Source organism: Mycolicibacterium arseniciresistens, from assembly GCF_030519285.1.
GTDB classification, from domain to species: Bacteria; Actinomycetota; Actinomycetes; order Mycobacteriales; family Mycobacteriaceae; genus Mycobacterium; species Mycobacterium arseniciresistens.
The window spans coordinates 1-22,927 of sequence record NZ_JAUMSQ010000031.1; the positions used below are offsets into that span (position 1 = coordinate 1).

General features: G+C 66.5%; 17 protein-coding genes and 1 tRNA gene. 5 read left to right on the top strand and 13 right to left on the bottom strand.

What is annotated here, in order from left to right; genetic code table 11:
- On the top strand, positions 1-210 hold a 210-nt coding region (locus Q2100_RS07085; RefSeq protein ID WP_302913424.1), incomplete at its 5' end, for a nucleoside deaminase.
- Positions 211-252: 42 nt separating this feature from the next.
- Positions 253-343, top strand: a tRNA-Ser gene (locus Q2100_RS07090).
- A 100-nt stretch (positions 344-443) separates the two neighbouring features.
- Here Q2100_RS07090 and Q2100_RS07095 read toward each other — a convergent pair.
- From Q2100_RS07095 to Q2100_RS07135, 9 genes are all read right to left on the bottom strand, one after another.
- Positions 444-626, bottom strand: a complete 183-nt coding sequence (locus tag Q2100_RS07095; protein WP_302913455.1) for a hypothetical protein — start codon at positions 624-626, stop codon at positions 444-446.
- Positions 627-853: 227 nt separating this feature from the next.
- On the bottom strand, positions 854-1,366 hold the full coding sequence (locus Q2100_RS07100) for an Rv2253/PknI dimerization domain-containing protein (protein WP_302913425.1): 513 nt from the start codon (positions 1,364-1,366) through the stop codon (positions 854-856).
- Between the two features lie 47 nt (positions 1,367-1,413).
- A complete protein-coding gene (locus tag Q2100_RS07105; RefSeq protein ID WP_302913426.1) occupies positions 1,414-2,994 on the bottom strand; it encodes an MCE family protein in 1,581 nt (526 codons plus the stop codon).
- The gene (locus Q2100_RS07110) at positions 2,994-4,244 is read right to left on the bottom strand and encodes an MCE family protein (RefSeq protein ID WP_302913427.1); all 1,251 of its coding nucleotides are present in this window, start codon (positions 4,242-4,244) and stop codon (positions 2,994-2,996) included. The genes Q2100_RS07105 and Q2100_RS07110 overlap by 1 nt, the downstream gene beginning before the upstream one ends.
- Positions 4,241-5,602 (bottom strand): MCE family protein, encoded by a 1,362-nt coding sequence (locus Q2100_RS07115; protein WP_302913428.1) that lies wholly within the window; start codon positions 5,600-5,602, stop codon positions 4,241-4,243. The genes Q2100_RS07110 and Q2100_RS07115 overlap by 4 nt, the downstream gene beginning before the upstream one ends.
- Complete coding sequence (locus Q2100_RS07120) at positions 5,599-6,693, bottom strand: MCE family protein (RefSeq protein WP_302913429.1); 1,095 nt, start codon at positions 6,691-6,693, stop codon at positions 5,599-5,601. Before Q2100_RS07120 ends, Q2100_RS07115 begins: the two co-directional genes overlap by 4 nt.
- A complete protein-coding gene (locus Q2100_RS07125) occupies positions 6,693-7,718 on the bottom strand; it encodes an MCE family protein (RefSeq protein WP_302913430.1) in 1,026 nt (341 codons plus the stop codon). Before Q2100_RS07125 ends, Q2100_RS07120 begins: the two co-directional genes overlap by 1 nt.
- Positions 7,715-8,875 (bottom strand): MCE family protein, encoded by a 1,161-nt coding sequence (locus Q2100_RS07130; RefSeq protein WP_328518114.1) that lies wholly within the window; start codon positions 8,873-8,875, stop codon positions 7,715-7,717. Before Q2100_RS07130 ends, Q2100_RS07125 begins: the two co-directional genes overlap by 4 nt.
- 343 nt (positions 8,876-9,218) lie before the next feature.
- Positions 9,219-9,770: a TetR/AcrR family transcriptional regulator gene (locus Q2100_RS07135; RefSeq protein ID WP_264011579.1), complete on the bottom strand. Its 552-nt coding sequence runs from the start codon at positions 9,768-9,770 to the stop codon at positions 9,219-9,221.
- Between the two features lie 531 nt (positions 9,771-10,301).
- On the opposite strand from Q2100_RS07135, the gene Q2100_RS07140 reads away from it, so the two are divergent.
- From Q2100_RS07140 to Q2100_RS07150, 3 genes are all read left to right on the top strand, one after another.
- Positions 10,302-11,600, top strand: coding sequence for a cytochrome P450 (locus Q2100_RS07140; RefSeq protein ID WP_302913431.1), 1,299 nt, complete (start codon positions 10,302-10,304; stop codon positions 11,598-11,600).
- Between the two features lie 87 nt (positions 11,601-11,687).
- A complete protein-coding gene (locus Q2100_RS07145; RefSeq protein ID WP_302913432.1) occupies positions 11,688-12,611 on the top strand; it encodes an SDR family NAD(P)-dependent oxidoreductase in 924 nt (307 codons plus the stop codon).
- Positions 12,566-13,507: an alpha/beta hydrolase gene (locus Q2100_RS07150; protein WP_407667592.1), complete on the top strand. Its 942-nt coding sequence runs from the start codon at positions 12,566-12,568 to the stop codon at positions 13,505-13,507. The genes Q2100_RS07145 and Q2100_RS07150 overlap by 46 nt, the downstream gene beginning before the upstream one ends.
- 315 nt (positions 13,508-13,822) lie before the next feature.
- On the opposite strand, the gene Q2100_RS07155 is transcribed toward Q2100_RS07150, so the two are convergent.
- The 4 genes from Q2100_RS07155 to Q2100_RS07170 are packed head-to-tail and all read right to left on the bottom strand — an operon-like array spanning position 13,823 to position 22,766.
- Positions 13,823-16,189 carry an MMPL family transporter gene (locus tag Q2100_RS07155; protein WP_302913434.1) on the bottom strand — a complete coding sequence of 789 codons (2,367 nt, stop codon included), beginning with the start codon at positions 16,187-16,189 and terminating at the stop codon, positions 13,823-13,825.
- On the bottom strand, positions 16,183-16,869 hold the full coding sequence (locus tag Q2100_RS07160; protein ID WP_302913435.1) for a thioesterase II family protein: 687 nt from the start codon (positions 16,867-16,869) through the stop codon (positions 16,183-16,185). The genes Q2100_RS07155 and Q2100_RS07160 overlap by 7 nt, the downstream gene beginning before the upstream one ends.
- A gap of 15 nt (positions 16,870-16,884) precedes the next feature.
- The gene (locus Q2100_RS07165; protein WP_302913436.1) at positions 16,885-21,051 is read right to left on the bottom strand and encodes a type I polyketide synthase; all 4,167 of its coding nucleotides are present in this window, start codon (positions 21,049-21,051) and stop codon (positions 16,885-16,887) included.
- A complete protein-coding gene (locus tag Q2100_RS07170; RefSeq protein ID WP_302913437.1) occupies positions 21,048-22,766 on the bottom strand; it encodes a fatty acyl-AMP ligase in 1,719 nt (572 codons plus the stop codon). The genes Q2100_RS07165 and Q2100_RS07170 overlap by 4 nt, the downstream gene beginning before the upstream one ends.
- Positions 22,767-22,927 lie beyond the last annotated feature (161 nt).

The following is a 22,927-nucleotide window of genomic DNA, read 5'->3' on the forward strand; positions in this document are numbered from 1 at the left end:
GAGCCGTGCACGATGTGCGCGGGCGCGCTGGTGCTGGCGCGGGTGGGGCGGCTGGTGTTCGGGGCGTGGGAGCCCAAGACCGGTGCGGTCGGTTCGCTGTGGGACGTGGTGCGCGACCGCAGGCTCAACCACCGGCCGCAGGTGCGCGGCGGCGTGCTGGCCGGCGAGTGCGCGGCGCCGCTGGAGGCGTTCTTCGCGAAACAGCGGTAGCGCGATTAGGGCCGTCCGACGAGCTTCGGTAAGCTGCCACACGGTGGCGTGTCCGAGCGGCCTAAGGAGCACGCCTCGAAAGCGTGTGACGGGTAACCCCCGTCCGAGGGTTCAAATCCCTCCGCCACCGCCACAAGCCCTCCTCCTGATCATGCAGGTGGAGCGGCTATGCCCCTGTCGGGTCGATGGTGTGCATCGCTGCTTGCCCACAGCTTGCTCACATCTTCCGGTGACTACCGGGCGTGAAAAGCAGCTCCGACAGCATCCACATCGTCGTCGTAGAGGTTCGCGTAGGTATCCAGGGTCACCTTGGCGCTCTTGTGTCCGAGCATCCGCTGAAGCGCCAACACATTGACGCCAGCGGAGAGACCGCGACCTCGGTCGCAGACAAACCCGTTCGCGCCTCTGGCCCTCAGCCGATTGACGATGTCCGAGTCGAAGAGCTGCTGGGAGTCGTTGATCTGGATGGGCGTTATGTGCTCGACAAGCTTCGGGAGGGTCGCCTCTTCGCAACCGGCGTCGGAGAACGCGAGGACGAACGCCAGGAGCGTATTGACCACTTCAGTTCGCTAGAACAGTGGTTCAGTCGATCACGACGTAGCGGACCCGTAGACGTCGAAGTCTGCGGGGGATGCATGATCAGTCAGCTGATCCGGGTCAGCTTGAACGGTAAGGAAATCAGCACGGGTCTGTTGATTCCGCACGCGCCGCTGGGGCCGGTGGTTTCGTCGAGGCCGGCGAAGAGGTCGTATTGACTGTTGTCGACCTGTCCGGTTTCGCCAGAGACAGGGTAGAAGCGGTAGTGCTGTAGCCCATCGGCGGCCGTTCCGTCGGGGCAGGGTAGCCACCGCGGCACGGTGTGCCTGATGTTCCACAGACCCGACGTCTTGTATATCACTGCGCTCCAGCCTTGATCGCTGCTGACCTGTCCGGTGCAATCGGTCGGGTTGGTGCAGGTGCTGGTGATGATCCAGGTCGCTGTCACTGTTTCTTGGGCGTAGTACATTTCGTTGCCCTTTGCCCAGTCGCCGTTGGACTGAGCGCGGAATGTGCCGTTGAGGGCCCCTTCCAGTTCCGAGGTATCGGCGGTCGCCGGCGAGCTGATGGCAACGAAGGTGGCGGCGGCCACGACGCACGTCGTGATGGCTGTCTTCATGGCGGTTCCTGGATGTGAGGGAGTGGGCTGTGGCCGCTCGGCGCGAGTCAATGCGGCAGCAGATCGGTCCACGTTGATGGGGTTGGTGTGCCACCGAGATCGGCTTGGGTGTACAAAGCGCCGTCAGCGCCCAGATAGTTGCCTGTGCGCGGGTTGTACTGCGCAACAGCGAAACCGGGTGGTTGTTGCCCTGGTTGGTAGGCGCTGGGCGCGACCGTGGGGGCTGTGCCCGGTGCTACCTCAGGGGGCGGCGGCAGCTGCGGCGGCGGCGGAACTCCCGCCGGAGTGTCGGCGGGAACGCCTCCTGGTGGCGGCGGCGTGCCGGTGGTGGGGCCGAAAATGTTGTCGTCTCGGGAGACTCGTGAGTCGGGCGGTATGCCCTGGGCGATGAGGTTGGGGTCGAACGGGTAGGGACCTAGGATGTGGGGGCGCGCGGACAGTGGTTGGAAGCCGTTGGGGTCGTTGCACAGCTGCACGGTCGGCGCGCGTTTGCCGGGGTGGGCGATGCACGGGTAGTTGCGGGCGCCGCGAACCGTGGTCGGGGAGTCCTGGGGCAGCTTGCAGTACAGCCCGTCGGGGGTGTCGATGTCGCTGAGGTCGGCCGGGGAGCGCCATTGAGAGGGCGGCAGGAAGCCGACGGTGCACGGATTGGGGTCGCCTGCGGTGATCGCGAATTCACCGCCGGTGGGTATTCCGGTGGCGTTGTTGCGGGGCATCGCGGCTTGGACAGTGGACACAAACGGCGGTAGCAGCACCAGGACCTGCTCCAGAGAGGGGTTGTAGGTGACCGCGATCTGCCCGATGGTGGTGAGGTTGGCCAGCAGGACTGGCAGGGTGGGTTTGATCTGGCTCAGCAGTGCTGAGATTTCGTCGGCGGCCGCCGGTCCCTGGCTGAGCAGGGCGCGAATGTGCGGGTCGTTGTCGACCAACTGAGTGGTGACGCCGGCCAGGCTGCGGCTCCAGGTGCGCAGTGCGTCGGAGCTGGCGTCCTGTGCGTCCAGCAGCGGAGCGCTGTCATCGATGAGCGCCTGGGTGCGATCGGCGACTGTGTTGAGGTCGCCCGTCAGTCGCGATGTCGAGTCGGCCAGTGAACCGAGGTCGAAACCGGCGCCGTTGAGGCCGGTGAATGTCTCGTCGAGGAGGGCTTCGAGTTTTTCTTTCGGGATGCTGCTGAGTAGGGCGCTGGTTTGGTCGAGCAGGGGCCCGACTTGTTGGGGCACAGTGGTGTCGGTCATGGCGACGACCGAGCCTTCGCGAAGGTAGGGCGGCGCGTCGGTGTGGGGTACCAGGTCGACGTATTGTTCTCCGATCGCGGAGATGCTGTGCACTTCGGCGGTGAGGGCGGCGGGGATCTTGACCGAGCTGTTCAGCGTCAGTTGGGCTTTGGTGTGGGTGGGGGGTCCGGGATCAAGGAGGACGGCGCTGACCTTGCCGACTTGCACCCCGCGGTAGGTGACGTTGGCGAAGCGGTACAGTCCGCCGCTGTTGGGCAGTTCGACGGTGACGCTCATCCGGCCGATGCCCAGCATGGTCGGCAGTTGCAGATAGTTGACCAGCATCACCGAGACGCCGACGACAGAGGCGATGGTGAAGATCACGAGCTGGATGCGGACGAAGCGCGGAAGCATCAGTTCCCGCCCCCAGTCGGTAGCGGCGGCGTCGGCGCTTCGGCCGGCAGCGAGGGCGGCCCGGTCTCTGGCGCCGTCGGCGAGCCGGCCGACGGAGGTCCGGCGGGGGCCGGTGTGCCTGGCGGCGCCGTCGGCACGGTCTTGGTCAGGGGGGCGTTGAGCGGGTCGTAGGTGTATTGAAGGTAGTACGGGTCACCGGGAGCCGGAATCAAGTCGGCGTCGATATCTTCGAACCGGGTGCCGCGGAAGATGGTGCGCTTCAGCCTCGGGTAGGTCAGATCGACAACGGCGTAGAGGTTCAGGTAGTCGCCACGCACTCCTCGGTCGATCACGTTCTGGGGGAAGGGGAATGTCGGTGCCAGGGCGAGCGCGGCGTCGAGCTTGGGGCCGACGTCGGCGAGCGCCTTGAGGGTGGGTTGCAGATTGCGCAGATTCGCCAAGAGGTCGGCTTGGCTGTCGTTGATCAACCGGGTGGTGATGTCGCTGAACTTGCCGAGTTTGGTCAGCGCCTCGGTCAGTTTGGGCCGTTCGCGGTCGAGCACCTCGAGTGCGGGTGGGATGTCGCGCAACGCGTCGGTGAGGGTGTTGGTTTGTCCGGCCAGGATGCCGGCGAGGCGGTCGAGGTTGTCGATGGTGGCGGCGAGGTTGTCGCGCTGACTGTCCATGGCGCCGATGAAGGTGTCGAGTCGGGTCAGCGCGCCACGGATCTGCTCCTCGCGGCCCTGCAGGATGGCATTGGTATTACTGATGATGTCGCCGATCTGGCCGACACCGCCGGAGTTGATCAGCACTGACAGCGTAGAAAGGGTTTGTTCGGTCGAAGGGTAGGTCGACGCGCGGTTGAGTCCGAGCGTGGAACCAGGCGCGAGCCGTCCGGTGGGTGTTTGGCCGGCGGGGGGGTCCAGTGCGAGGTGCATCGAGCCGAGAAGGCTGGTTTGACCCACCGTGGCGACGGCGTTGGCGGGGACGATGACGTCGGGTTGCAGTGAGACGTCGACGTTGGCGTGCCAGTTATCAACTGTCATCGATGCGATGCTGCCGACGATGACATCGGCGATGAGCACGGGAGCGTTGGGTTCGAGGGTTCCCACATTCTTGATCTGAATGTGAAAGACGGCGGCGTCATGACCGCGGCCGACGGCGCCGGGCAGCGGCAGGGAATTGACTCCCTGGAAGGCACAGCCGGAGGCGGCGAGCGTAATGGCCGCGAAAAGGCACAGGAGGCGACGTGAACTGCGGATGAGGGTCATGAGTGTGGCTCGGGGACGGCCGCCGGAGTTTGCGGTGAGGGGATTTCTGCGGGAAGCAGCGGCGGCGTGGCGCCCTGCGCGGGCTCGGGTGGTGTGCTGGGCAACAGCAAGCTTGGCAGCGGCGGCGCCGCCGGTGCGGGGTAGGCCGACAGTGCGGGTGGCTGCCTAGGTGCGGTGGGGGCGGGTCCTGATCCGCCCGGGGCGAGTTTGGGATCGGTGTAAATGATGTTGTCGCGGCTGTAGGCGGGAGCCAGGAACGGGTTGATCGGGAATGGCAGCCCGTTGAAGTTGAGCAGGTCCAGGCCGGGCCCGAGGTATTGGGCGCATAGCTTGGCGGTCTCGGGGGCGGTGATGTTCTCCACGGCACCGATGGCCCCGCAGATGAACTGGACGGGGTTGGAGAAATTGGTCAGTACGAAGGAGCCGTTGACATCTCCGGAGTCGGGGTTCCAGATGTTGTAGGCGTTGGCGACCGCGTTGGGGGCGATGTGCAGTACGTTCTCCAGATCGGTGCGGTGATCGACAAGGTTCTGGGTGACGTTCGCGAGGCGTTGGATTTGTTCGGAGGTCTGGTTGCGGCTCCCGGCGATGAACCTCTGCACATCGGTGATCGCCGAGGACAGGTGGGTCACCGCGGCGTCGAGATCGGAGCGGCTCTCGTCGAGCACACTGGTCAAGGTGGCGAATCGGTCCTGGAATTGCACGATTTGGGTGTTGCTGTCGCGCAGTGCGGTGACGAAGGTCTGCAGATTGGTGATGATGTCGACGATGTCGCCGCTACCGTCGGCCAGTACCCGCGCCACACCGGAGAGCTGGGCGATGACGTCGCGCAGCCTGCCGCCGTTACCGTCCAGTGCGGCCGCGGCACTGTCGATGAACCGCGAAATGGACGGCGGCGCATCAGCGCGGGGTCCGAGGTCGGTGGCCAGTCGCATCAATTGGTCTTTGACTTGATCCCACTCCACGGGTACGGCGGTGCGTTGCAGCGGGATCTGGGCGCCATCAGCCATGAGCGGACCATCGCCGGGCTCGTAGGCCGGGGTCAGTTCGACGTAGCGGGCCGCGACCAGGTTCTGTGACACGATGACCGCCTTGGCATCGGCGGGCACAGGAACGCCCCGGTCCAGCTTCAGCGTCATCCTGGCGCGGGTGCCTTCGGAGTCGATCGCGTCGATACGCCCGACTGTTACCCCGGCGATCTGGACGGTGTCACCGGGATAGATCGCGATGGCCTTGGTGAAGTACGCGGTGATGGTGGTGGGCCCCAGGAACGTTTGGCGAACCAACAGCGTGACCCCGCCGGCGAGAGCGACCGCCAGCGTGAGGGCTGCGATGGTGACAAGTCGGCGTCTGGTCATCGTGGCGGCAGATCTCCGGGCTGGGGAATCCCGTTATAGGGGAACGGGATTTCAGCGCGTGGTCCGGCGTTGTCGGGGGGTTGGCCGTTGTTGGTGCCGCGGCGGAAACCGAACGCGTAGTCGAGGAAGGGCTGCAGGACTTCCGGTAGCGCCAGGTTGGGGATGTAGGCGTTGTAGTAGTATCCGTTGGCGACCGTCTCTCCCTGCGTCACTTGGTATTTCGCCAGTCCGGGTAGTGCTTTGGCGATGTTGTCGCGGTTCTCTTCCAGCATGGCCGTCACTGAGTTGAGCTTTTCCAGGGTGGGTGCCAGCTGCTCTTCGTTGTCGGCGACCAGTCCGGACACTTGTTGGGCGACCACGGAGGTGTTGGCCAGCAGGTCGACAATGGCCTGACGGCGTTCGGCGAGCACCTCGATGAGATAGTTGGCGTTGAGGATCAGCGCGTTGAGTTGACCGCTGCGTTTGGCGAGCACATCGGTGACGGTGCTGGTGTGGCGCAGCAATTCGGCCAGGGTCTCATCGCGGCTGTTGATCGAGCGGGACAACCGCGACACCGCATCGAAAGCCGGCCCGATCTGGGGTGCGATCTGGTCGAGGGTGGCGCTGAGGGTGTCCAGGGACTGGTTGAGCGCGGCGGTGTCGGTGCCGGCGGCGTTGGTGGTGAGCTCACCCACGGCGTCGGTCAACGAGTACGGCGATCCGGTGCGTGACAACGGGATCACCGCGTTGGGCCGCATCGTGGTGGAGCCGGAGGACTCCAGTGTCAGGACGCGTTGCCCCAGTAGGGAGCCGGTGCGGATGTGGGCGGTGGTTGCCGATCCCAGTGCAACTGTGCTGTCGACGGTGAACGTCACCATCGCTTTGCCTGCCTGCAGCACAACGTTGGATACCGTTCCGACCTTGACTCCCGATACTTTGACGTCGTTGCCGATGACCAGTCCGCCGACGTGTGCGAACATCGCCTGATAGCGCACGCTGGTAGCCCAGGTGATGATGCGTTCGGGGTTGAGCCCGACCGCGATCACCATGATGATCAACGTGACGCCGATGAATCCTGCACGGATGAGACGTGTGCCCCGGTATTTCAACATCAGGGTTCTGCGCACCTTCCCGTGTCCTGCTTGATCCACGGGAACACCACAGTGCGTCCTTGAAGATCACTGGCGCGGAAGCTGACTGCGCAGATGTAGTAGTTGATGAAGCTGCCGTAGGCACCCAGCCGCACCAATTTGCGGTAGTTGTTGGGCGCCTTCTGCAGAGCGGTGTCGAGGAGTTCTTTGTCCTCATCAAGCAGCGGCGCGAGCCGGTTGAGCTCATCAACGGTGCCCTTGAGCGGAGGACGGGCCTGGGTGAGCAGATCAGCCACCGACGCCGTACCGGTTTCGAGGGCCTCGATGGCGGTACCGATCGGATCGCGGTCAGCGGACAGACTTTCGACGAGCTTGTGCAGTCGGTCGATGCTCTCCGAGAAGCGAGGACCGTCATCGGCTAGCGTCGCGGCGACGGTGTTGAGGTTGTCGATGAGCCGCTCGACGGCTTCGTGGCGATCGGCGATCGCGGTGGAGAACGACGAGGTCTTCGACAAAATGGACTCCAAGGTGCCGCCTTGGCCCTGAAAGATCTGGATGAGCGACGAAGTCAATGCATTGACGTCTTGGGGGTTCAGTCCGCGGATGACCGGCTTGAGCCCACCCAGCAGCACATCGAGATCCAGAGCAGGCTCGGTCCGCTCGCGCGGAATCTGCGCCCCGGCAGCCAGCAGCTGGCTGGCCCCTGGAGCGTCGACCAATTCGAGGTAGCGGTCACCGACGAGGTTGAGGTAGCGCACGGCCACCTTGGTGCCGCTAGTCAGCACCACCTTACGATCGGCGTCAAAGTTGACAACCACGGTCTTGTCTGACTGCAACGCAATTTTCGACACGGTGCCCATACGGATGCCCGAAACACGGACGCTGTCAACTGTTTTCAAACTCGATACGTCGGTGAACACCGCCGAATAGCTGTTGGTGGAGCCGCTGCGGAACTGGCTGAACGTGAGAAACAGCGCGGCAGTGAGCACCACCATCACCACGGCGAACGCGCCGACCTTGACCATGGTCCATCCGGATCGGTTCATCCGGGTTGCCCGATCTGGGCGGTGTTACGGGGTGGACCGTCAATGGGGCCGAAGAGCAGCTGTTTGAGCCCGTCGGAATTGAGCACGATACCTTCGTTGCCGTATTGCGTAGGGTCGGCACCGATATCGGCCAAAACGAACTTGGGCTTGAACCCCGATGGCATATCCGGTAGGCCGATGTCGCCGCAGTGAGGACCGCCGGTCGCAGCGACCTTGGGCAGGTTCGACGGATACCGGTAACGGTCCATGCCGAACGAGAAGCCCAAGCTGGCCACCACACCGGGAGCCGGGGAGGGCGGGCTTTCGGTAATTGGAATGAAACCTGCTAACGCACAATAGATCCCCTCGTGGTAGCGGCTGGTCAGATCGGTTGTCGGCACCAACAGATCGAGCACGTCGGTCAGCGGCTGACGGTTAGCACCCAGCACGTCGGTTCCCACATCCGCCAATCCGATCGTCGACATCAGCACCGCGTCCAGGTCCTGTTGGCGCTCGACGAGAGTGGAACTCAATCGGGTGGTATTGGCGACTGTGGTCAGTAGATCCGGGGCGGCGTCGGCGAGTGCGCCGAATACGGGAGCAGCTGTGGCGATGTCGTGTTCGAGGGTGGGTAGGCTTGGTTCCAGTCGGGCCAGGAAGGCGTCGAGGTCGGCGAACGCCTGACCGATTTTCTGTCCTCGCCCGGAAAGAGACGTGGAGATCGCCTCGAGGGTCGCGTTGAGTTCGCCCGGCTCGATCGAGGACAGCAACAAGGTCAACTTTTCGAACAGCGTGTTGATTTCGACGGTCACTTGCTGAGCCGCTAGCACCTGCCCGCTGCGCAGCGAACGAGTCGACGGGTCAGGCGGCAACACCAGCTGGACGTATTTGGCGCCGAACACCGTCGTGGAGGCGATGTCGACGACCACGTTCTCCGGGATCAGCTTCAACTGCCCGGGGTCTATAGCCAGGTGCAGCGCCGCTTGGCCGTCGGGGCGCGATTCGATCGAGGTGACCCGACCCACCTCGACGCCGAGCAGCTTGACCTTGGCATCGGGATCCATCACCAATCCTGCGCGCGAGGACAGCACCGTGACGGGCTCGGAGGCGATGAAGTCCCCACGGAACATCGCCACACACAGCGTGACGATCGCGGCCAGACACACCGTGGTGATCAACCCTGCCAGAGGTTTCACCGCCGCCGGCGAAACCAGCGCTGACCTGCGAGACGACTTATGCGCGGACACAGTTCAGGCCGAGCCTTGTTCACCGGTTTGTCGCACCGTGGTCACCACCGGCCCAGCTTGAATTTCTCGAGCCGAGGGAGTCAACGCGCCGCGAGGAAGATGACAACCGGTTGCCGGAACACGCAGCCGTTTGAAGTGGACGGCGCCGTTCCGACCAGCGAAGAAGAGTGAGAATTTGTCCGCCATTTCTCTCACTCCGCGAAAACGGGTTTCGCCGATCACCGACTTGGTCGCAGCAGGCGAATTCCTTGCGGTCGGGCGTCGCGAGGGAAGGTCAGCGGCGGTCGTCGAAGCATGGGCCGATGAATCGTGCGGCGATCTCGCGCTCGGTGGCCCGGTCTTTGACCGGCCAGTACCACAACGCCAGCGTCGCGCGGATGAGCCACTGGGCGGCCAACGGGTCGCTGCGGCCGATCATCTGTCCCGCGAGGCCTGTCACCACCGGAGAGGCGGTAAGCCATCCGCTGTCGTGGTCTGGGCGGATCGTGCCCATCATCAACGGCCCCAGCGGCTCGGCGCGGATGTGGTCCAAAGCGACGAGGATGGCCGTCACGACGCGTTCGGCGCCGTCGAGGTCAGCGATCGCGTCTCTGACCTGGGCAACGATGCGCATCGACATTTGGTGCACAACGCCTTCCAGGATCGCCGCCTTGCCGCCGACGTTGCGATAGATGGTGGCCTGCGAGCAATGCACCTTCTCGGCCAGCGCGCCGATCGTGAACGCTTCGAATCCTTGTTGGGAGACCAGCTCCGCGGCGGCGGAATAGATGCGTTCGACCGCCTCGGTGCGGCGGTCGGCTCCCACCAGCCAGTCCGTTCGCGCCATCGCACCTCCCTCATTTACGACGATGTCTCGACAATCAGCATTATCACGATGAGAAGTTTCTGCGGCCGGTTTGCACGATAGTGCGAGTTCCGCAGGCCACGACGCGACACAGATGGGTATGCCCCACCCTCGCCCGTTCTCACATTCGGCGATGGATATTGACGGCTCAGACGCTGGCTCGCAGCCTGAACCCATGACGCCGAACCTCCGCCCGCCCCGATCGGGCGCGCCACGACCGTGGTGGCCCGGCAGTCTGAGACGTGGCGGGGCCAGGTCGCGTTGAAATCACGATGTCGTCCGACGACTATCACCCTGACTTGCGCGCGAGGGCCCGTATCGGCATCGGCGGCCTTAGTTCCGGCGCGGGCGCCTTTCGCGGGTTCGGCACTGTCGTACCAAAAATTGCAGTCGCACAGACAATTGTTTCGCCGAATACTCTCCCAGCCTTCACAACACCCGCGCGACGCGTGACCCTCCCACCTCTCGCCCTCCAACCCGACGTCTGCCACTCTTCGTGAAAGGCCACCCGAGATGACCGCGACCAACCCCGCCCAAGGCGCCGCGTCCATGCTCAAGCCGCTGACGTCGGCAGTGCGGCTGAACGTCTCGGCAGCGATCCGTATTCGCCGGCTGGGATATCGTGGATGGACCGGCGCCGTCAACACCGCCTATGATCCGCTGGATCCCAACACGGCCGCGCACCCGTTTGCTGCCTACGAGGCGCTGCATCGAGGCGGACGGGTGCACTACAACCCTCGACGGCAAACCTGGATATTGCATCGGCTCGACGATGTGCGCGCCGCCCTGCGTGACACCGATCGAGTAACCAGTAGCCAGGGAGTCACCAGGATCCGGATGGCCGCAGATCTCGTCGTGGTTACCGACGGTGCTGAACACAGCCGTCTCCGCAAGCAAGTCCAGCCGGCTTTTACCAAGCGAGCGTTGGACAGTTGGAATGCCACCGTCGATGACCTCGCTGTGGAGCTCGTCGACGCCATGATCGCCGATCCTGGCGGCGACGCGGTGCAGACGATGGCTGTCCCGATGCCGCTGCGCGCGATCGCCGCCATCCTGGGCGTCCCGGGTACCGACATCGCCGACTTCAGGCGTTGGTCGGAGGAAAGCGTGCGCCTCATCGACTTCTCGCCCACCCTCAAAGGTGTCGTCAACACCACTCGCGCGTTACGCGCCGCCATGGCACTGCGCCGATACTTCCTCGATCACCTTGCTGCCGGCGAGATGAAGGGATCCACCACGGTTCTGGGCCGGCTGCTCGAGCACAGCGACGACGGCAGTCTGACCGACGACCAGCTTTTCTACATCGCGATCCTGCTATTGATCGCTGGAAACGAAACCACCACCAACCTCCTCGGTAGCATGATCGACACCCTGGCGCGGGACCCCGAGCAATACGACGCGATCCGCGCCAATCCCGACCTGATCCCCATGGCCATAGAAGAACAACTCCGCTACAGCAGCCCAATCCAGAACCTGTATCGCTACACCCGGGCTCCCTACGAAGTCGGTGATGTGACGATCCCCTCGGGTTCTCGAATCCTGATGTCGTTCGGTGCCGCGAACAGGGATCCGCTCGTTTTCGACGACCCGCACATATACCGGGTGGACCGTAACCCCCGCATGCATATCGCGTTCGGCTACGGCGCGCACATGTGCGTCGGCGCCCCGTTGGCGCGAATGGAAGCCCATGCTGTCCTGCGCGAGCTCGTCGCTCGCGTCACCCGCATCTCGGCCGACGGACCCACGACGTGGTCGACCAACAGCTCCCTGCGGGGACCTACCCTGTTGCCAGTTACCCTCCACACCCGCTGAGAGGCATCGATCCACTGCTGCATACGAGCGGAGGGCCCGAAGTGCGCAGAAACCCAAGTTCAAGCGTTCACGAAGCGGGGCATGTCTATGTCGAGGAAGAAGAAGTGGGTCGAGGCGGACGTACCCGACCAAACCGGTCGAGTAGCCGTTGTCACTGGGGCCAACACCGGTCTGGGCTATGACACGGCGCGCGTTTTGGCCGAGCGCGGCGCCAAAGTGGTGCTCGCAGTGCGCAATACCGACAAGGGCGCTGCCGCCCGGGATCGGATTTTGACCACCGCGCCCGGCGCCGAGGTCATGGTCGCGGCTCTCGACCTGGGCTCGTTGCAGTCGGTCCGGGACGCGGCGGCGACCCTCTTGGCGGCCTGTCCACGTATCGACCTGATTGTCAACAATGCCGGCGTGATGATCCCGCCCAAGGAGGTCACCGTCGATGGCTTCGAGTTGCAGTTCGGCACAAACTATCTCGGTCACTTCGCGTTGACCGGGCTGCTGCTCGACCGCCTGATGTCGGTCGACGGGTCGCGGGTCGTGGTCGTCAGCAGTAACGCCCACAAGATGGGCGGTGCGATTCATTTCGACGACCTGCAGTGGGAGCGCAGCTACAAGCGTGGCGCCGCTTACGCGCAGTCGAAGCTTGCGAACTTGATGTTCTGCTATGAGCTACAGGCACGCCTGGCCGCCGCCGGTTCGGCCACGATCGCTGTTGCCGCGCACCCTGGGTTCACCGATTCGGAGTTGATACGTCACGTGTGGAAGCCGGTCGCTCCGTTGATGAGGTGGGCCGGGCCGTGGGTGGGCCAGAGTCCTGCGATGGGAGCGTTACCGCAGCTGCTCGCGGCGACCGGCCCGCAGGTGCGCGGTGGCCAGTACTGGGGGCCGGATGGACCGTTCGAGCTCAGGGGGTACCCGACGTTGGTGAAATCGAGTGCGAGATCGCATGATTTGACTGTACACAAGCGACTATGGGCTGTTGCAGAGCAACTCACTGGCGTCACGTTCCCGGTCTGATACCGGTGAGTGAACCATTCCACCCCGACCTGCGTGCGCGTGCGCGTGTGCTGCCGCGGGGTGCCTTCAACCGTTACACGTTGCCGATTATTCGACCGCTCAGTCGACTGCAGGCGCGGCTGGCTCCACGGGATGCCGCTGCGGCGGTCCTGTCGAGCGGAGCGACCATTCGGCTGCACCGTCCCTCCCATGGCGGGGACGGGAGTGGTGCGCTGTTGTGGGTTCATGGTGGTGGTTACGTCATCGGGTCGGCGGCCCAGGATGACCGGCTGTGTCAACGTTTTGCCGACCGGCTCGGAGTGCCCGTCGCCGCGGTGGACTACCGCTTGGCGCCAAAACACCCGCATCCCGCGGCGCTGAAGGACTGCTACGACGCGTTGGTGTGGTTGACTCAGCTTCCCGGCGTCGACCCCACGCGGATCGCGATCGGCGGGGCGAGCGCCGGCGGAGGCCTGGCCGCGGCGCTGGCACTGTGGGCACGCGACCGCGGTGAGCTTGCGCCACTCTTCCAGCTGCTGGTGTACCCCATGCTCGACGACCGCTCCAGCGATCGGCCCGGTATCGACTCTCGGCACCATCGGATGTGGAATGCCAAGACCAACCGGTTGGGATGGGCCGCCTACTTGCGCGACGCCGACGTAAAGGCCGCGGTGCCCGCGCGCCATGACGATCTTTCTGGTCTACCGCCGGCCTGGATCGGAGTCGGTACCCTCGACCCACTCCACGACGAAGACGTCGAGTACGGCCGTCGTCTCGAAGAGGCCGGCGTTGCCTGTACCACCTATGTCGTCACCGGCGCGTTTCACGGGTTCGACATCGTGGCCCGCACCGCCGAGGTGTCGCGTACGTTCTTCGACCGGCAGTGCGAGGCGCTGCTCGCGGCGTTCGCTTCCTGAGGGCGCCGCACGCAGTCAGTGCTTGGTGGCGATTGCGACCATCTCGGCGCGCTCGGTGAACTTGACGCGTGGCCGGCCGCAGGAGCGGCCACGTGAATTGCGGTCTGCACGTGATGCGCTGCCGGGAGCACTGCCCACTTTCTGCCCCCAGTTGGCCATGATCGGCCGTAATCACACGTGATCAGCCAGGGCCTATTTCCGCATTTCAGGGAAGAAAAGCGACGCCACGAGGGATTGAGGAAAGGGTTCAAATCCCTCCGCCACCGCCACAGCCCCGAACCTGATTATTCAGGCGAGGGGCTGTTTCATGCCTGCTCATCGAGGCGGCCGGGGCACCCTCGGCGCCCTGTGCCGCACCGTGTCGGATTCCGGCCCACCCGCCGGCGGGAGTCGCACGGTGTCCTCGTCGCGCCGGATCACCGGCGCCCGCTGCCGGACGGTGTCGGGTTCCGGTGCGCGCTTCGGCGGTAGCCGCACGGTGTCCTCGTCGCGTGGCGGCGCCGGAAGCCGCACCGTCTCCGGCTCGGGTGCGCGCACCGGTGGAAGTCGCTGCGTGTCCTCCTCCCGCACAGGTGCCGGGGCCTCGCTGAAGCCGATGCGGGCATGCAACCGCTTCAGCGGTCCCGGCGCCCACCAGTTCAGGTCGCCCGCGACGCGCAGGAACGCCGGCACCACCACACCGCGGATCACGGTGGCGTCGATGACGATCGCCAGTGCGGTGCCGATGCCGAACATCTTCATGAACGACAGCCCGTTGGCGAACGACAACAGCGTGATGGTGAGCAGAAGCGCTGCGCTGCTGATGATCCGGCCCACGCGGGAGAGGCCGACGACGATGGCGTCGTTGTTCGACAGCCCCGCGTCGCGAGCCTCGTTGATCCGGCTGAGCAGGAAGATCTCGTAGTCGACGGACAGGCTGAACGCGATGCAGCACAGCAGCACGACCATCGACAGGTTCAGCGGCGCCGGCGTGACCCCCAACAGCGAGGTCAGATGCCCGTCCTGGAAGATCCAGGCCATCGTGCCGAGCACCGCGCTCAGCATCAGCAGGTTCAGGACGAGCGCCTTCAGTGGCACGACGATGCTGCCGGTGAACAGGAACAGCAGCACGAACGTGGCCAGCGCGATCAACAGGATCGCCGTCGGAAGACGGTCCCCGACCGCCGCGCTGGTGTCGATCAGCGTGGCGGTCGGTCCGCCCACCTGTACCTGGCGCTCGGCGGCGTCCGACCGGATCGCGTGCACGACCTGCTGAGCCGCGTCGGACTGGGCGTCGACCGACAGATAGACCAGTCCGTATGCGGCGCCGTCATTTTCGAAGCCCGGCGTCGGACCGGCGATGCGCTCGCCCCTCTCGTACGTGCCGCCGGGCGCGACCACCCGAACCACGTCGTCCATCCCCGACGCCGAGACGGCCACCCCGTCGAGGGCACGAACATCGTTGCGGGCCAGCAGTGTCACCGCCTGTGAGCTGTCCGCGGCGAAGTCCTCCTGCAGCGATTCGGCCACCAGCCGGGCATCGGAATCGGCAGGCAGCGCTCGTTCGTCTGGCATCGCGAGTTGTACGCCGAGGAAGGGGATGCCGAGCACCAGCAGAACCGCGATCACCGGGAGTGCGCACTGCAGCGGTCTTTTCGTCACCGCCTCGGCGCATCGTCGCCAGAACGCCGACTCCGCCGAGAGCGGGACTCTCCGCCGGATGACCGCGAGCGAATCGATGCGCCTCCCGAGCAGGGCCAGCAGCGCGGGCAACACGACGATCGCGCTGAGCGCCGACAGGATCACGACCGCACTCGCGGTGAGTGCGGTCGACCGCAGGAAGTAGAGCGGGAACACCAACAGTCCCGACATGGCCAGGGTGACGGTCGCGGCGCTGAAGATGATCGTCCGGCCCGCCGTCGTGACCGTGGCGACGATGGCCGCCTCGTGGTCCCTGCCCAGTGCGCGCTCCTCACGGAACCGCGACACCATCAGCAGGCCGAAGTCAATGGACAACCCGAGCCCGAATGCCGTTGCGACGGTGAGCGCGTGCACCGACACGTCGGTGACGGCCACCATGATCGCCAACACCAGCAGCGTCATCACGATCGATGTGATGCCGATGGCCAGCGGGAGGAAAGCGGCGACGAGCCCGCCGAAGACGATCACCAGCACGGCGAGCAGGACGGGCAGCGCGATGCTCTCGCTGACCACGAGGTCCTTGCTGACCCGGTCCTCGATCTCCACCGACACACCCAGCGGGCCGCCCGCACGCACGTCGACCGCCGCGTCGTCGGTGGCCAGTTCGTCGATGATCCGGATCGCCGTCTTGGTGGCCTCGTCAGTGGACCCGCCGACGTGGACCAGGATCGCGACGGGCCGGCTCAGTGAGCCGACCACCTTCGCCGCAGGTTCGGTCTCGACGATCCGGCGCACCCGGTCGGCGGCTGCCGCGACGTCGGGACGGTCCACGGCGCCGTCACGGGCGACCACTTCGAGCACCAGATTCGGTGTCGTGGGGAAGTTCTGGTCGAGATACTCGGCGACCTGCGACGACTCCGCGGCCGGGTCGACGAACCCGCCGACGCCGAGCTTCTGGGACACCGTGGCGCCGAAGACGAGGCTGACACCGAGCAGCGCGAGGACGGCGAGCAGGATCAGCTTCGGCCGTCGCACCGTGAGAACGGCCAGCCGGGTCAGCATGTCTGGCTCACGGCCGGGAGTCTGGCCAGCACGGGCAGCAGGGCGGTGAACAGCGGCGGTCCGTCATCGAGATAGAAGTGGCCGCCGCGCAGCATGTGCACGGAGCAGGTGCCCGTCGTGTGCGAACTCCACTCGTGCAGGTCGGATTCCGTGATCAGCGGGTCGTCGCTGCCGCCGAAGGCGTGGATGGGACACGTGAGCACCACGGGTCGGCTCCCATCGTCGGTGCTGCAGAGCCGCAGGTCGATTCGAGCCGCCTTGACGGCGCCGTCGCGCAGCGCGGGCCATTCGGCGACCTCCGGCGGGATGCCGCCGAGGTCGGAGAGCAGCGCCGTCATCTGGTGGTCGTCGAGGTGGTGGGGGATCGGCGCCGGGAGGTGCGGGGGAGGGAAGGAGGACACCACGAGTGCACGCGGCATCGGGGCGCAAGCCGCGGCGCGCACACAGGCCAACCGGTAGGCCAGCAGGGCGCCGAAGCTGTGGCCGAAGAACGCGTGGGGGCCGTCGAGTGCCGGCCGGAGTTGATCGTCGAGGTGGTCGACGAGTTGGCTCAGCGTGGTGAATCGCTCGCGGTTGTGGACCTCGACCGCGACGACGTCGACCGCCGGGCCCAGCGCCTTGTTCCAGCCGTTGAACATCGCCCCGGCGCCGCCGGCGTGGTGGAAGCAGAACAACCGCATCGTGACACCAGCCCTTCAGGGGGCGTCCGTGAGGATCGCGAGTTCCTCGGCGAGCGCTTTCACCGTGTACCGGATCTGCTCGTCGGAATGGCAGCTGGTGACGAAGAAGCGCAGTCGCGCTTTGTCCTCCGGCACGGCCGGATAGATGATCGGGTTGGCGTTGATGCCGCGTCCGAGCAGCGCGTTGGACAGCTTCAGCGCGATGGCCGAGCTGCCCACGATGCAGGGCACGACGGGCGTGCCCGCGCTGTCGCCGGTGTCGAGGCCGGCTTCCCGGGCGAGGGTGAGGAACAGCGCGGACAGCTCGCGCAGCCGGCGCAGGTGCTCGGGTTCGCTGCGCATCGCGCGGATCGCGGCAAGTGAGGCCGCCGCGGTCGGCGGTGGCATGCCGACGCTGTAGACGAAGCCCGGCGTCGTGTATTTGAGGAACTCGATCAGCTCCCGGCTGCCGCCGACGTAGCCGCCGCAGCCGGCCAGCGACTTCGACATCGTGCCCGACCACAGCTCGACGTCGGTGCGGTCGACGCCGAAGTGTTCGCCGATGCCGCCGCCGGTCTCGCCGAGCACGCCGATGCTGTGCGCCTCGTCGATCATGAGCAGCGCCTGGTGCTTGCGCTTGACGGCGATGAAGGCGGGCAGGTCGGGGATGTCGCCGTCCTGGCTGTAGACGCCCTCGATGATCACCAGCACCCGGCGGTACTGGTGACGGATGCCGGCGAGCAGTTCGTCGAGCGCGGCGTGGTCGTTGTGCGGGAACGGGCGGCGGGTGGCCCCCGACAGGATGCAGCCCTGCATGATGCTGTCGTGCGCGAGGCTGTCGTGGATCACCAGGTCGCCCTGGCCGAGTAGGTGCCCGATCACCGTGACGTTGGTGGCGTGGCCGCTGACGAGGGCGATCGCGTCCTCGGTCCCGAGCAGTTCGGCCAGCGCGAGCTCCAGTTCGCGGTGCACGGGCTTCTCGCCCGAGATCGGTCTTGACGCCGAGCACGAGCTGCCCCATCGGCGCACCGCGTCCGACACCGCCTCGGCCACCGCGGGGTGGCCCGACATCCCCAGGTAGTTGTAACTGGAGAAGTTGATCACCTCGGCGCCGTCGATGATCGAGGTGTCACGGGTGACGCCGTCGTTGACCCTGAAGTAGGGGTTGTCGACGCCGATGGCCGCGCCGAATGCGAACCGCTCGGCCAGCGCCTTCACCTCGTCGAACTCCGCGATCCGGAACTGCGGGCGCACGGCCGGCGCCGCTGCGGGTGCCGTTGTCGCCGAATGGGTCTCCTGCCCGCCTGCCATGCTGATCACGTCGGCGAGTGTGGTGGCCGGGCCGAAGCCGGCCGGGTCGATGGCCACGCCGGGGAGCTTTCGTGCCAGCCCGCTGAAGACGTCGGCCACCATGATCGAGTCGAACCCGAGGTCGCCGACGATGGTCTGGGCGCTGCGGAGATCCTGCTCGGGGAATCCGCTGACCCGCGCGATCTCGGAGCGCACGATCGCCGTCGTGTCGACGGTCGGATTCGCCTGCGGCGCGACCGAGGTCGGAGCGGGACCCGGTGGCTTGCCCTGTCCGTAGGCGGCGAGCACGGCCGCCTGCTCGCGGAACAGCGCGATGAGATCGTCCATCGTCGAATCCTTCGTCGAGACATTCGCCGGCCCGGCGGCTGCCGCAGTCGGTTCGGTGAACCAGAACCGGTTGGCGGTGCTGAACGAGTAGCCGCTGAGCCGGTGGACGGCCCGGGCCTCCGGCGGGTACAACAGGTCCCACTCGGGGTCGAGGCCGTCCCGGTAGAGCGCGGCGACGGCTCCGGTGAGGTCGGTGCCGACGGCCAGAGCGGGTGGCGAATCCTGGTGCGATCGCGTGATCATCTGCGCGAGCGTGCGTTTGGCGCCGAACTCGACGAGATGCGTGGGCTCGGCCTGCATCGCCTCTGCGACCGCGTCGGCGAACCGCACGGTGGCCCGGATGTGGGCGGTCCAGTACGCGGCGTCCATCGGTTCGTCATCGCCGAGCAGCCGGCCGTGCAGTGTGGAGAAGACCGGCACGGCGGGCAGTCCGTAGGAGCACGATGCGGCGACGGCGGCGAACTCGGTGGTCATCGGATCCATCAGGCGCGAGTGGAACGCGTGCGACACGTTGAGCCGGCGCACGGTGATCCCGGCCCCTTCCAGGCTGTTCGCGGCGTCGTCGATCGCGTCCGTCGCACCGGACAGCACGATCTCGCCGGTGCCGTTCACCGCGGCGAGGTCGAGGGGGAAGTCGGATGCGACGGCCGCGCCGGCGCGCACGGCGAGCATGCCGCCGCCGGCCGGCAGCTGCTGCATGAGACGGCCGCGTGCGGCGATCAGGCGGCACGCGTCGTCGAGGCTGAACACCTCGGCCACGGCGGCCGCCGTGTACTCGCCGATGCTGTGCCCGAGCAGCCAGGCCGGTTCGGCGCCGAGCCGGCGCAGCGCCTGGGCCTGCGCGTACTGCAGCGCGAAGATCGCGGGCTGGGCGAACTCGGTGCGATCGACGCCAGTGTCGTCCATGACGTCGCGGATGGAGGACCCGAGATGCGGGGTCATCGCCGCATCGACCTCGTCGAAGGCGTCCCCGAACACCGTGCTGGTCTCGTAGAGAGCCGTCGCCATGCCGGCGTACTGGGTGCCCTGGCCGCTGAACAACCAGCCGGTCGACATGCCGCCTGCGGTGCCCGTGGCGTACTCCCCGCGCAGCGCTGCGACGGCCTCGCCGCGATCGCCGGCGACGATCGCCAGCCGTACCCTGCCGGAGGCCTTGATGCGGTTGGTCGACCAGCACAGCTGCGCCAGTGGAGCGTCGCTGTCCTCGATGTCGCGGGCCAGCAGTGATGCGTTGCGGCGCAGATCTTCTGCGGAGCCCGCCGAGAGGGTGAGCACTCCGGGTCCGGTGGCCGTCGGCGCAGGTTCGGCCGGCGGTGCACCGGCGAGGACCATGTGACAGTTCGTGCCGCCGATGCCGAAGCTGGAGACCGCGGCGATCGCGGTGCCCGGCGCCAGCTCCATCGGCTCGGCCAGCATCCGCAGGCCGCCGTCGGCGAGCCGGAGTTGTGAGTTCTCGGAGTCCGCGAAGCGCGACGGCGGCACCACTCGATGATGCAGGCTGAGAACCACTTTCAGCAGGCCGGCGATACCGGCTGCGCCCTCGGTGTGACCCAGGTTGCCCTTGATCGACCCGACGGCACACGGTGTGTCGCGGCGTGAACGATGCGCGTGTGCAAGCGCTTTCGCCTCGATCATGTCGCCGAGCAGGGTCCCGGTGCCGTGCGCTTCGATGAAGTCGATCTGTTCGGGTCGGATCCCCGCGGCGCGGTAGGCCGCCGCGGCGACCTGCTGCTGCGCCCAGCGGTTCGGCGCGGTGATGCCGTTGCTGCGGCCGTCGCTGTTCACCGCGCTGCCCTTGATCACGGCGTAGATCGGCAGCCCGGCGGCGAGCGCATCGGAGCACCGGCGCAGGACGACGACGGCGACGCCCTCACCCCGGCCGATGCCGTCTGCGTTGCCGCTGAACGGTTTACAGCGGCCGTCGGGCGCGGCCCGGCCGGCCTTCGTGTAGAAGACGTTCAGGGCGGGCGTGAGGCTGAGGTTGACACCGCAGGCGATCGCCTGGTCGCACTCGCCTGCGCGCAGCGACTGGACGGCCAGATGCGCCGCGACCAGTGACGACGAACATGCGGTGTCCACAGCGAGGCTCGGGCCCTTGAGGTCCAACTGGTAGGACAGCCGGTTCGCGGTCATGAAGTAGCCGTTGCCGGTGCCGTCCTGCGCGCTGATGGTGCGGTAGTCGCTCATGTGCAGATGAGCCCATTCGTTGGCCATCACGCCCACGAACACGCCGGTGTCGGAACCGGCCTGCCCCCGAGGGTCGAGGGTGGCGTTCTCCAGCGCGCGCCACGTCGTCTGCAGCAGCAGCCGCTGCTGCGGGTCCATCGCCTCCGCCTCGCGCGGCGCGATGCCGAAGAAGTCGTTGTCGAACGCATCGGCGTCATCGATCAGGCCGCCGGCCCGGTGGTTGACGACGCCGTCGTCGAGCAGTCCGGCGGCATCCCACCGCCCGGGCGGGATCTCGTCGATGCCGTCCGCGCCGTCGAGCAGCAGCCGCCACAGCGCGCCGGGATCCGCCGCCTTGGGGAAGCGGCAGTCGAGGCCGACGACGGCGATGTCGGTCATCGCGGGCGCTCCTCGTAGACGATGTCGGTGAGCTCACCCTTCAGGAAGGCGTCCCGCATCGACGCGCGCTGCACCTTCCCGCTGGTGGTGAGGTGGATGCCGCCGCGTTCGACGAACACCACGCCGGGCGCGGGGATCTCGAAGCCGCGTGCCACGGCGGTTCTGACGGCGGCGGCGAGTTCGGCGCAGCTCGTGTCGCCCAGCAGCTCGGTCTTGATCGCCTGGATCAGGACCAGGCGTTCGGCGTCGTCGACGTCGACCGCCACCGCGCACCCCCGCGATCCGGCGACGGCCGGGTGCACGTCCTGCACGAATTCCTCGATGTCCTGCGGGTAGAGATTGCGGCCGTTGGCGATCAGCAGGTCCTTGAGGCGTCCGGTGACGAAGAGCTCGCCGTCGTGCAGCAGCCCGAGGTCGCCGGTACGCAGGTACGGCCCCTCTCCGTCGGCGGTCTCGGCGCGGAACTGCTCGGCGGTCTGCACGGGGCGGCGGTGGTAGCCGCTGGCGACGCTCGGGCTGCGCAGCCATATCTCGCCGACGGCGTCCTCGGGCAGCGGATGCGAGGTCTCGGGATCGACGATCCGCACCTCGACGCCCGGCGCAGGCGGGCCGGAGCTCACCAGGGTGACCGCACGGCCCGTTGCGGGCACATACCGGTGCTGCTCGAGGGCGTCGACGTCCGCATCGAGGTGACGCGGGCCGTCGCTGCTGAACGTGGCCATCAACGTCACCTCGGCCATGCCGTACGCGGGGCGCATCGACGACGGGGCGAAACCGGCCGGTGCGAGCAGGTCGGTGATCCGCTCGATCGTGCGGCGGCGAACGGGCTCGGCGCCGTTGAGCGCGACCTGCCAGCACGACAGGTCGAGGCCGGTCAGCTGATCCGGTGCGACCCGGCGCGCGATCAGGTCATAGGCGAAGTTCGGTGCGGCGGTCATCGTTCCGCGGTGATCGCTGATCGCCGTCAGCAGCCGGACGGGCTGTTTGAGGAACGCCAGCGGCGACATCGTCACCAGGTCCGCGCCGTTGAAGAACGCCAGCATCTGACCCATCAGCCCCATGTCGTGCCAGTGCGGGATCCAGCCGACCATCACCGACGCCGTGTGTGCTCGGACGGCTTGGGTCATCGCGGTCTCGTTGTGCACCACGTTGCCGTGGGTGACGGCGACGCCCTTCGGGTCGCCGGTCGAACCGGACGTGTACTGGAGGAACGCGACGGTGTCGGCGGTGAGGTCCGGCATCGTCCACGAGTCCGCATCGGCGAGCGGCCGGTCATCGGTGGCCACGCACCGCAGCGGGCCGGCAAGGTCGAGTTCGTCGATCCCGGCGGTGAACAGCCCGCGCAACTTTTCCGTGGTCAAGGCCAGCCCGCTGTCCGCGTCGCGAAGAATCCCCGCGACCCGCTTCATGCTCCGCTGGTCGACGGGCAGCGGCGTGGGTATGGCGATCACGCCCGCGTAGAGGCAGCCGAGGAACGCCCGCCAGAAATCGATGCCCGGCTCGAACAGCAGCAGTACGGGCCGCTCGGCCTCCGGTTGTGAACTCAGCCAGGCGGCGAGTTCGCGCCCATCACGGTCCAGGTCGGCGAAAGTCGTCACCTCGGGCACGAGATGTCGTCCGGACTCGTTGAGGAAGGTGAAACAGCGGTCAGCGGGGTGGGCCTCGAACTGCGACCGCAGATGCGAGACGAGATCCGTGGTGTGCGACGTCCTCATGCGGCTCCTGCGGGGTGAGCCAGAATCAGCAAACCAGTGCAGTGACGATGATCGTCGCTGAAACACGGTTCCACAACCCCGATTGCTGGACTGATGCGGGAAATTCGGTTTGCGGCGGAGTCAATTTCGGCAAATTTCTTGCCGTTGTCAACGACCGGACG

Coding starts and splice junctions, on each gene's coding strand:
- Q2100_RS07100 (WP_302913425.1), bottom strand. CDS start 1,366: ATGAAGACAGCCATCACGACGTGCGTCGTGGCCGCCGCCACCTTCGTT.
- Q2100_RS07105 (WP_302913426.1), bottom strand. CDS start 2,994: ATGCTTCCGCGCTTCGTCCGCATCCAGCTCGTGATCTTCACCATCGCC.
- Q2100_RS07110 (WP_302913427.1), bottom strand. CDS start 4,244: ATGACCCTCATCCGCAGTTCACGTCGCCTCCTGTGCCTTTTCGCGGCC.
- Q2100_RS07115 (WP_302913428.1), bottom strand. CDS start 5,602: ATGACCAGACGCCGACTTGTCACCATCGCAGCCCTCACGCTGGCGGTC.
- Q2100_RS07120 (WP_302913429.1), bottom strand. CDS start 6,693: ATGTTGAAATACCGGGGCACACGTCTCATCCGTGCAGGATTCATCGGC.
- Q2100_RS07125 (WP_302913430.1), bottom strand. CDS start 7,718: ATGAACCGATCCGGATGGACCATGGTCAAGGTCGGCGCGTTCGCCGTG.
- Q2100_RS07135 (WP_264011579.1), bottom strand. CDS start 9,770: ATGGCGCGAACGGACTGGCTGGTGGGAGCCGACCGCCGCACCGAGGCG.
- Q2100_RS07140 (WP_302913431.1), top strand. CDS start 10,302: ATGACCGCGACCAACCCCGCCCAAGGCGCCGCGTCCATGCTCAAGCCG.
- Q2100_RS07145 (WP_302913432.1), top strand. CDS start 11,688: ATGTCGAGGAAGAAGAAGTGGGTCGAGGCGGACGTACCCGACCAAACC.
- Q2100_RS07150 (WP_407667592.1), top strand. CDS start 12,566: ATGGGCTGTTGCAGAGCAACTCACTGGCGTCACGTTCCCGGTCTGATA.
- Q2100_RS07155 (WP_302913434.1), bottom strand. CDS start 16,189: ATGCTGACCCGGCTGGCCGTTCTCACGGTGCGACGGCCGAAGCTGATC.
- Q2100_RS07160 (WP_302913435.1), bottom strand. CDS start 16,869: ATGCGGTTGTTCTGCTTCCACCACGCCGGCGGCGCCGGGGCGATGTTC.
- Q2100_RS07165 (WP_302913436.1), bottom strand. CDS start 21,051: ATGACCGACATCGCCGTCGTCGGCCTCGACTGCCGCTTCCCCAAGGCG.
- Q2100_RS07170 (WP_302913437.1), bottom strand. CDS start 22,766: ATGAGGACGTCGCACACCACGGATCTCGTCTCGCATCTGCGGTCGCAG.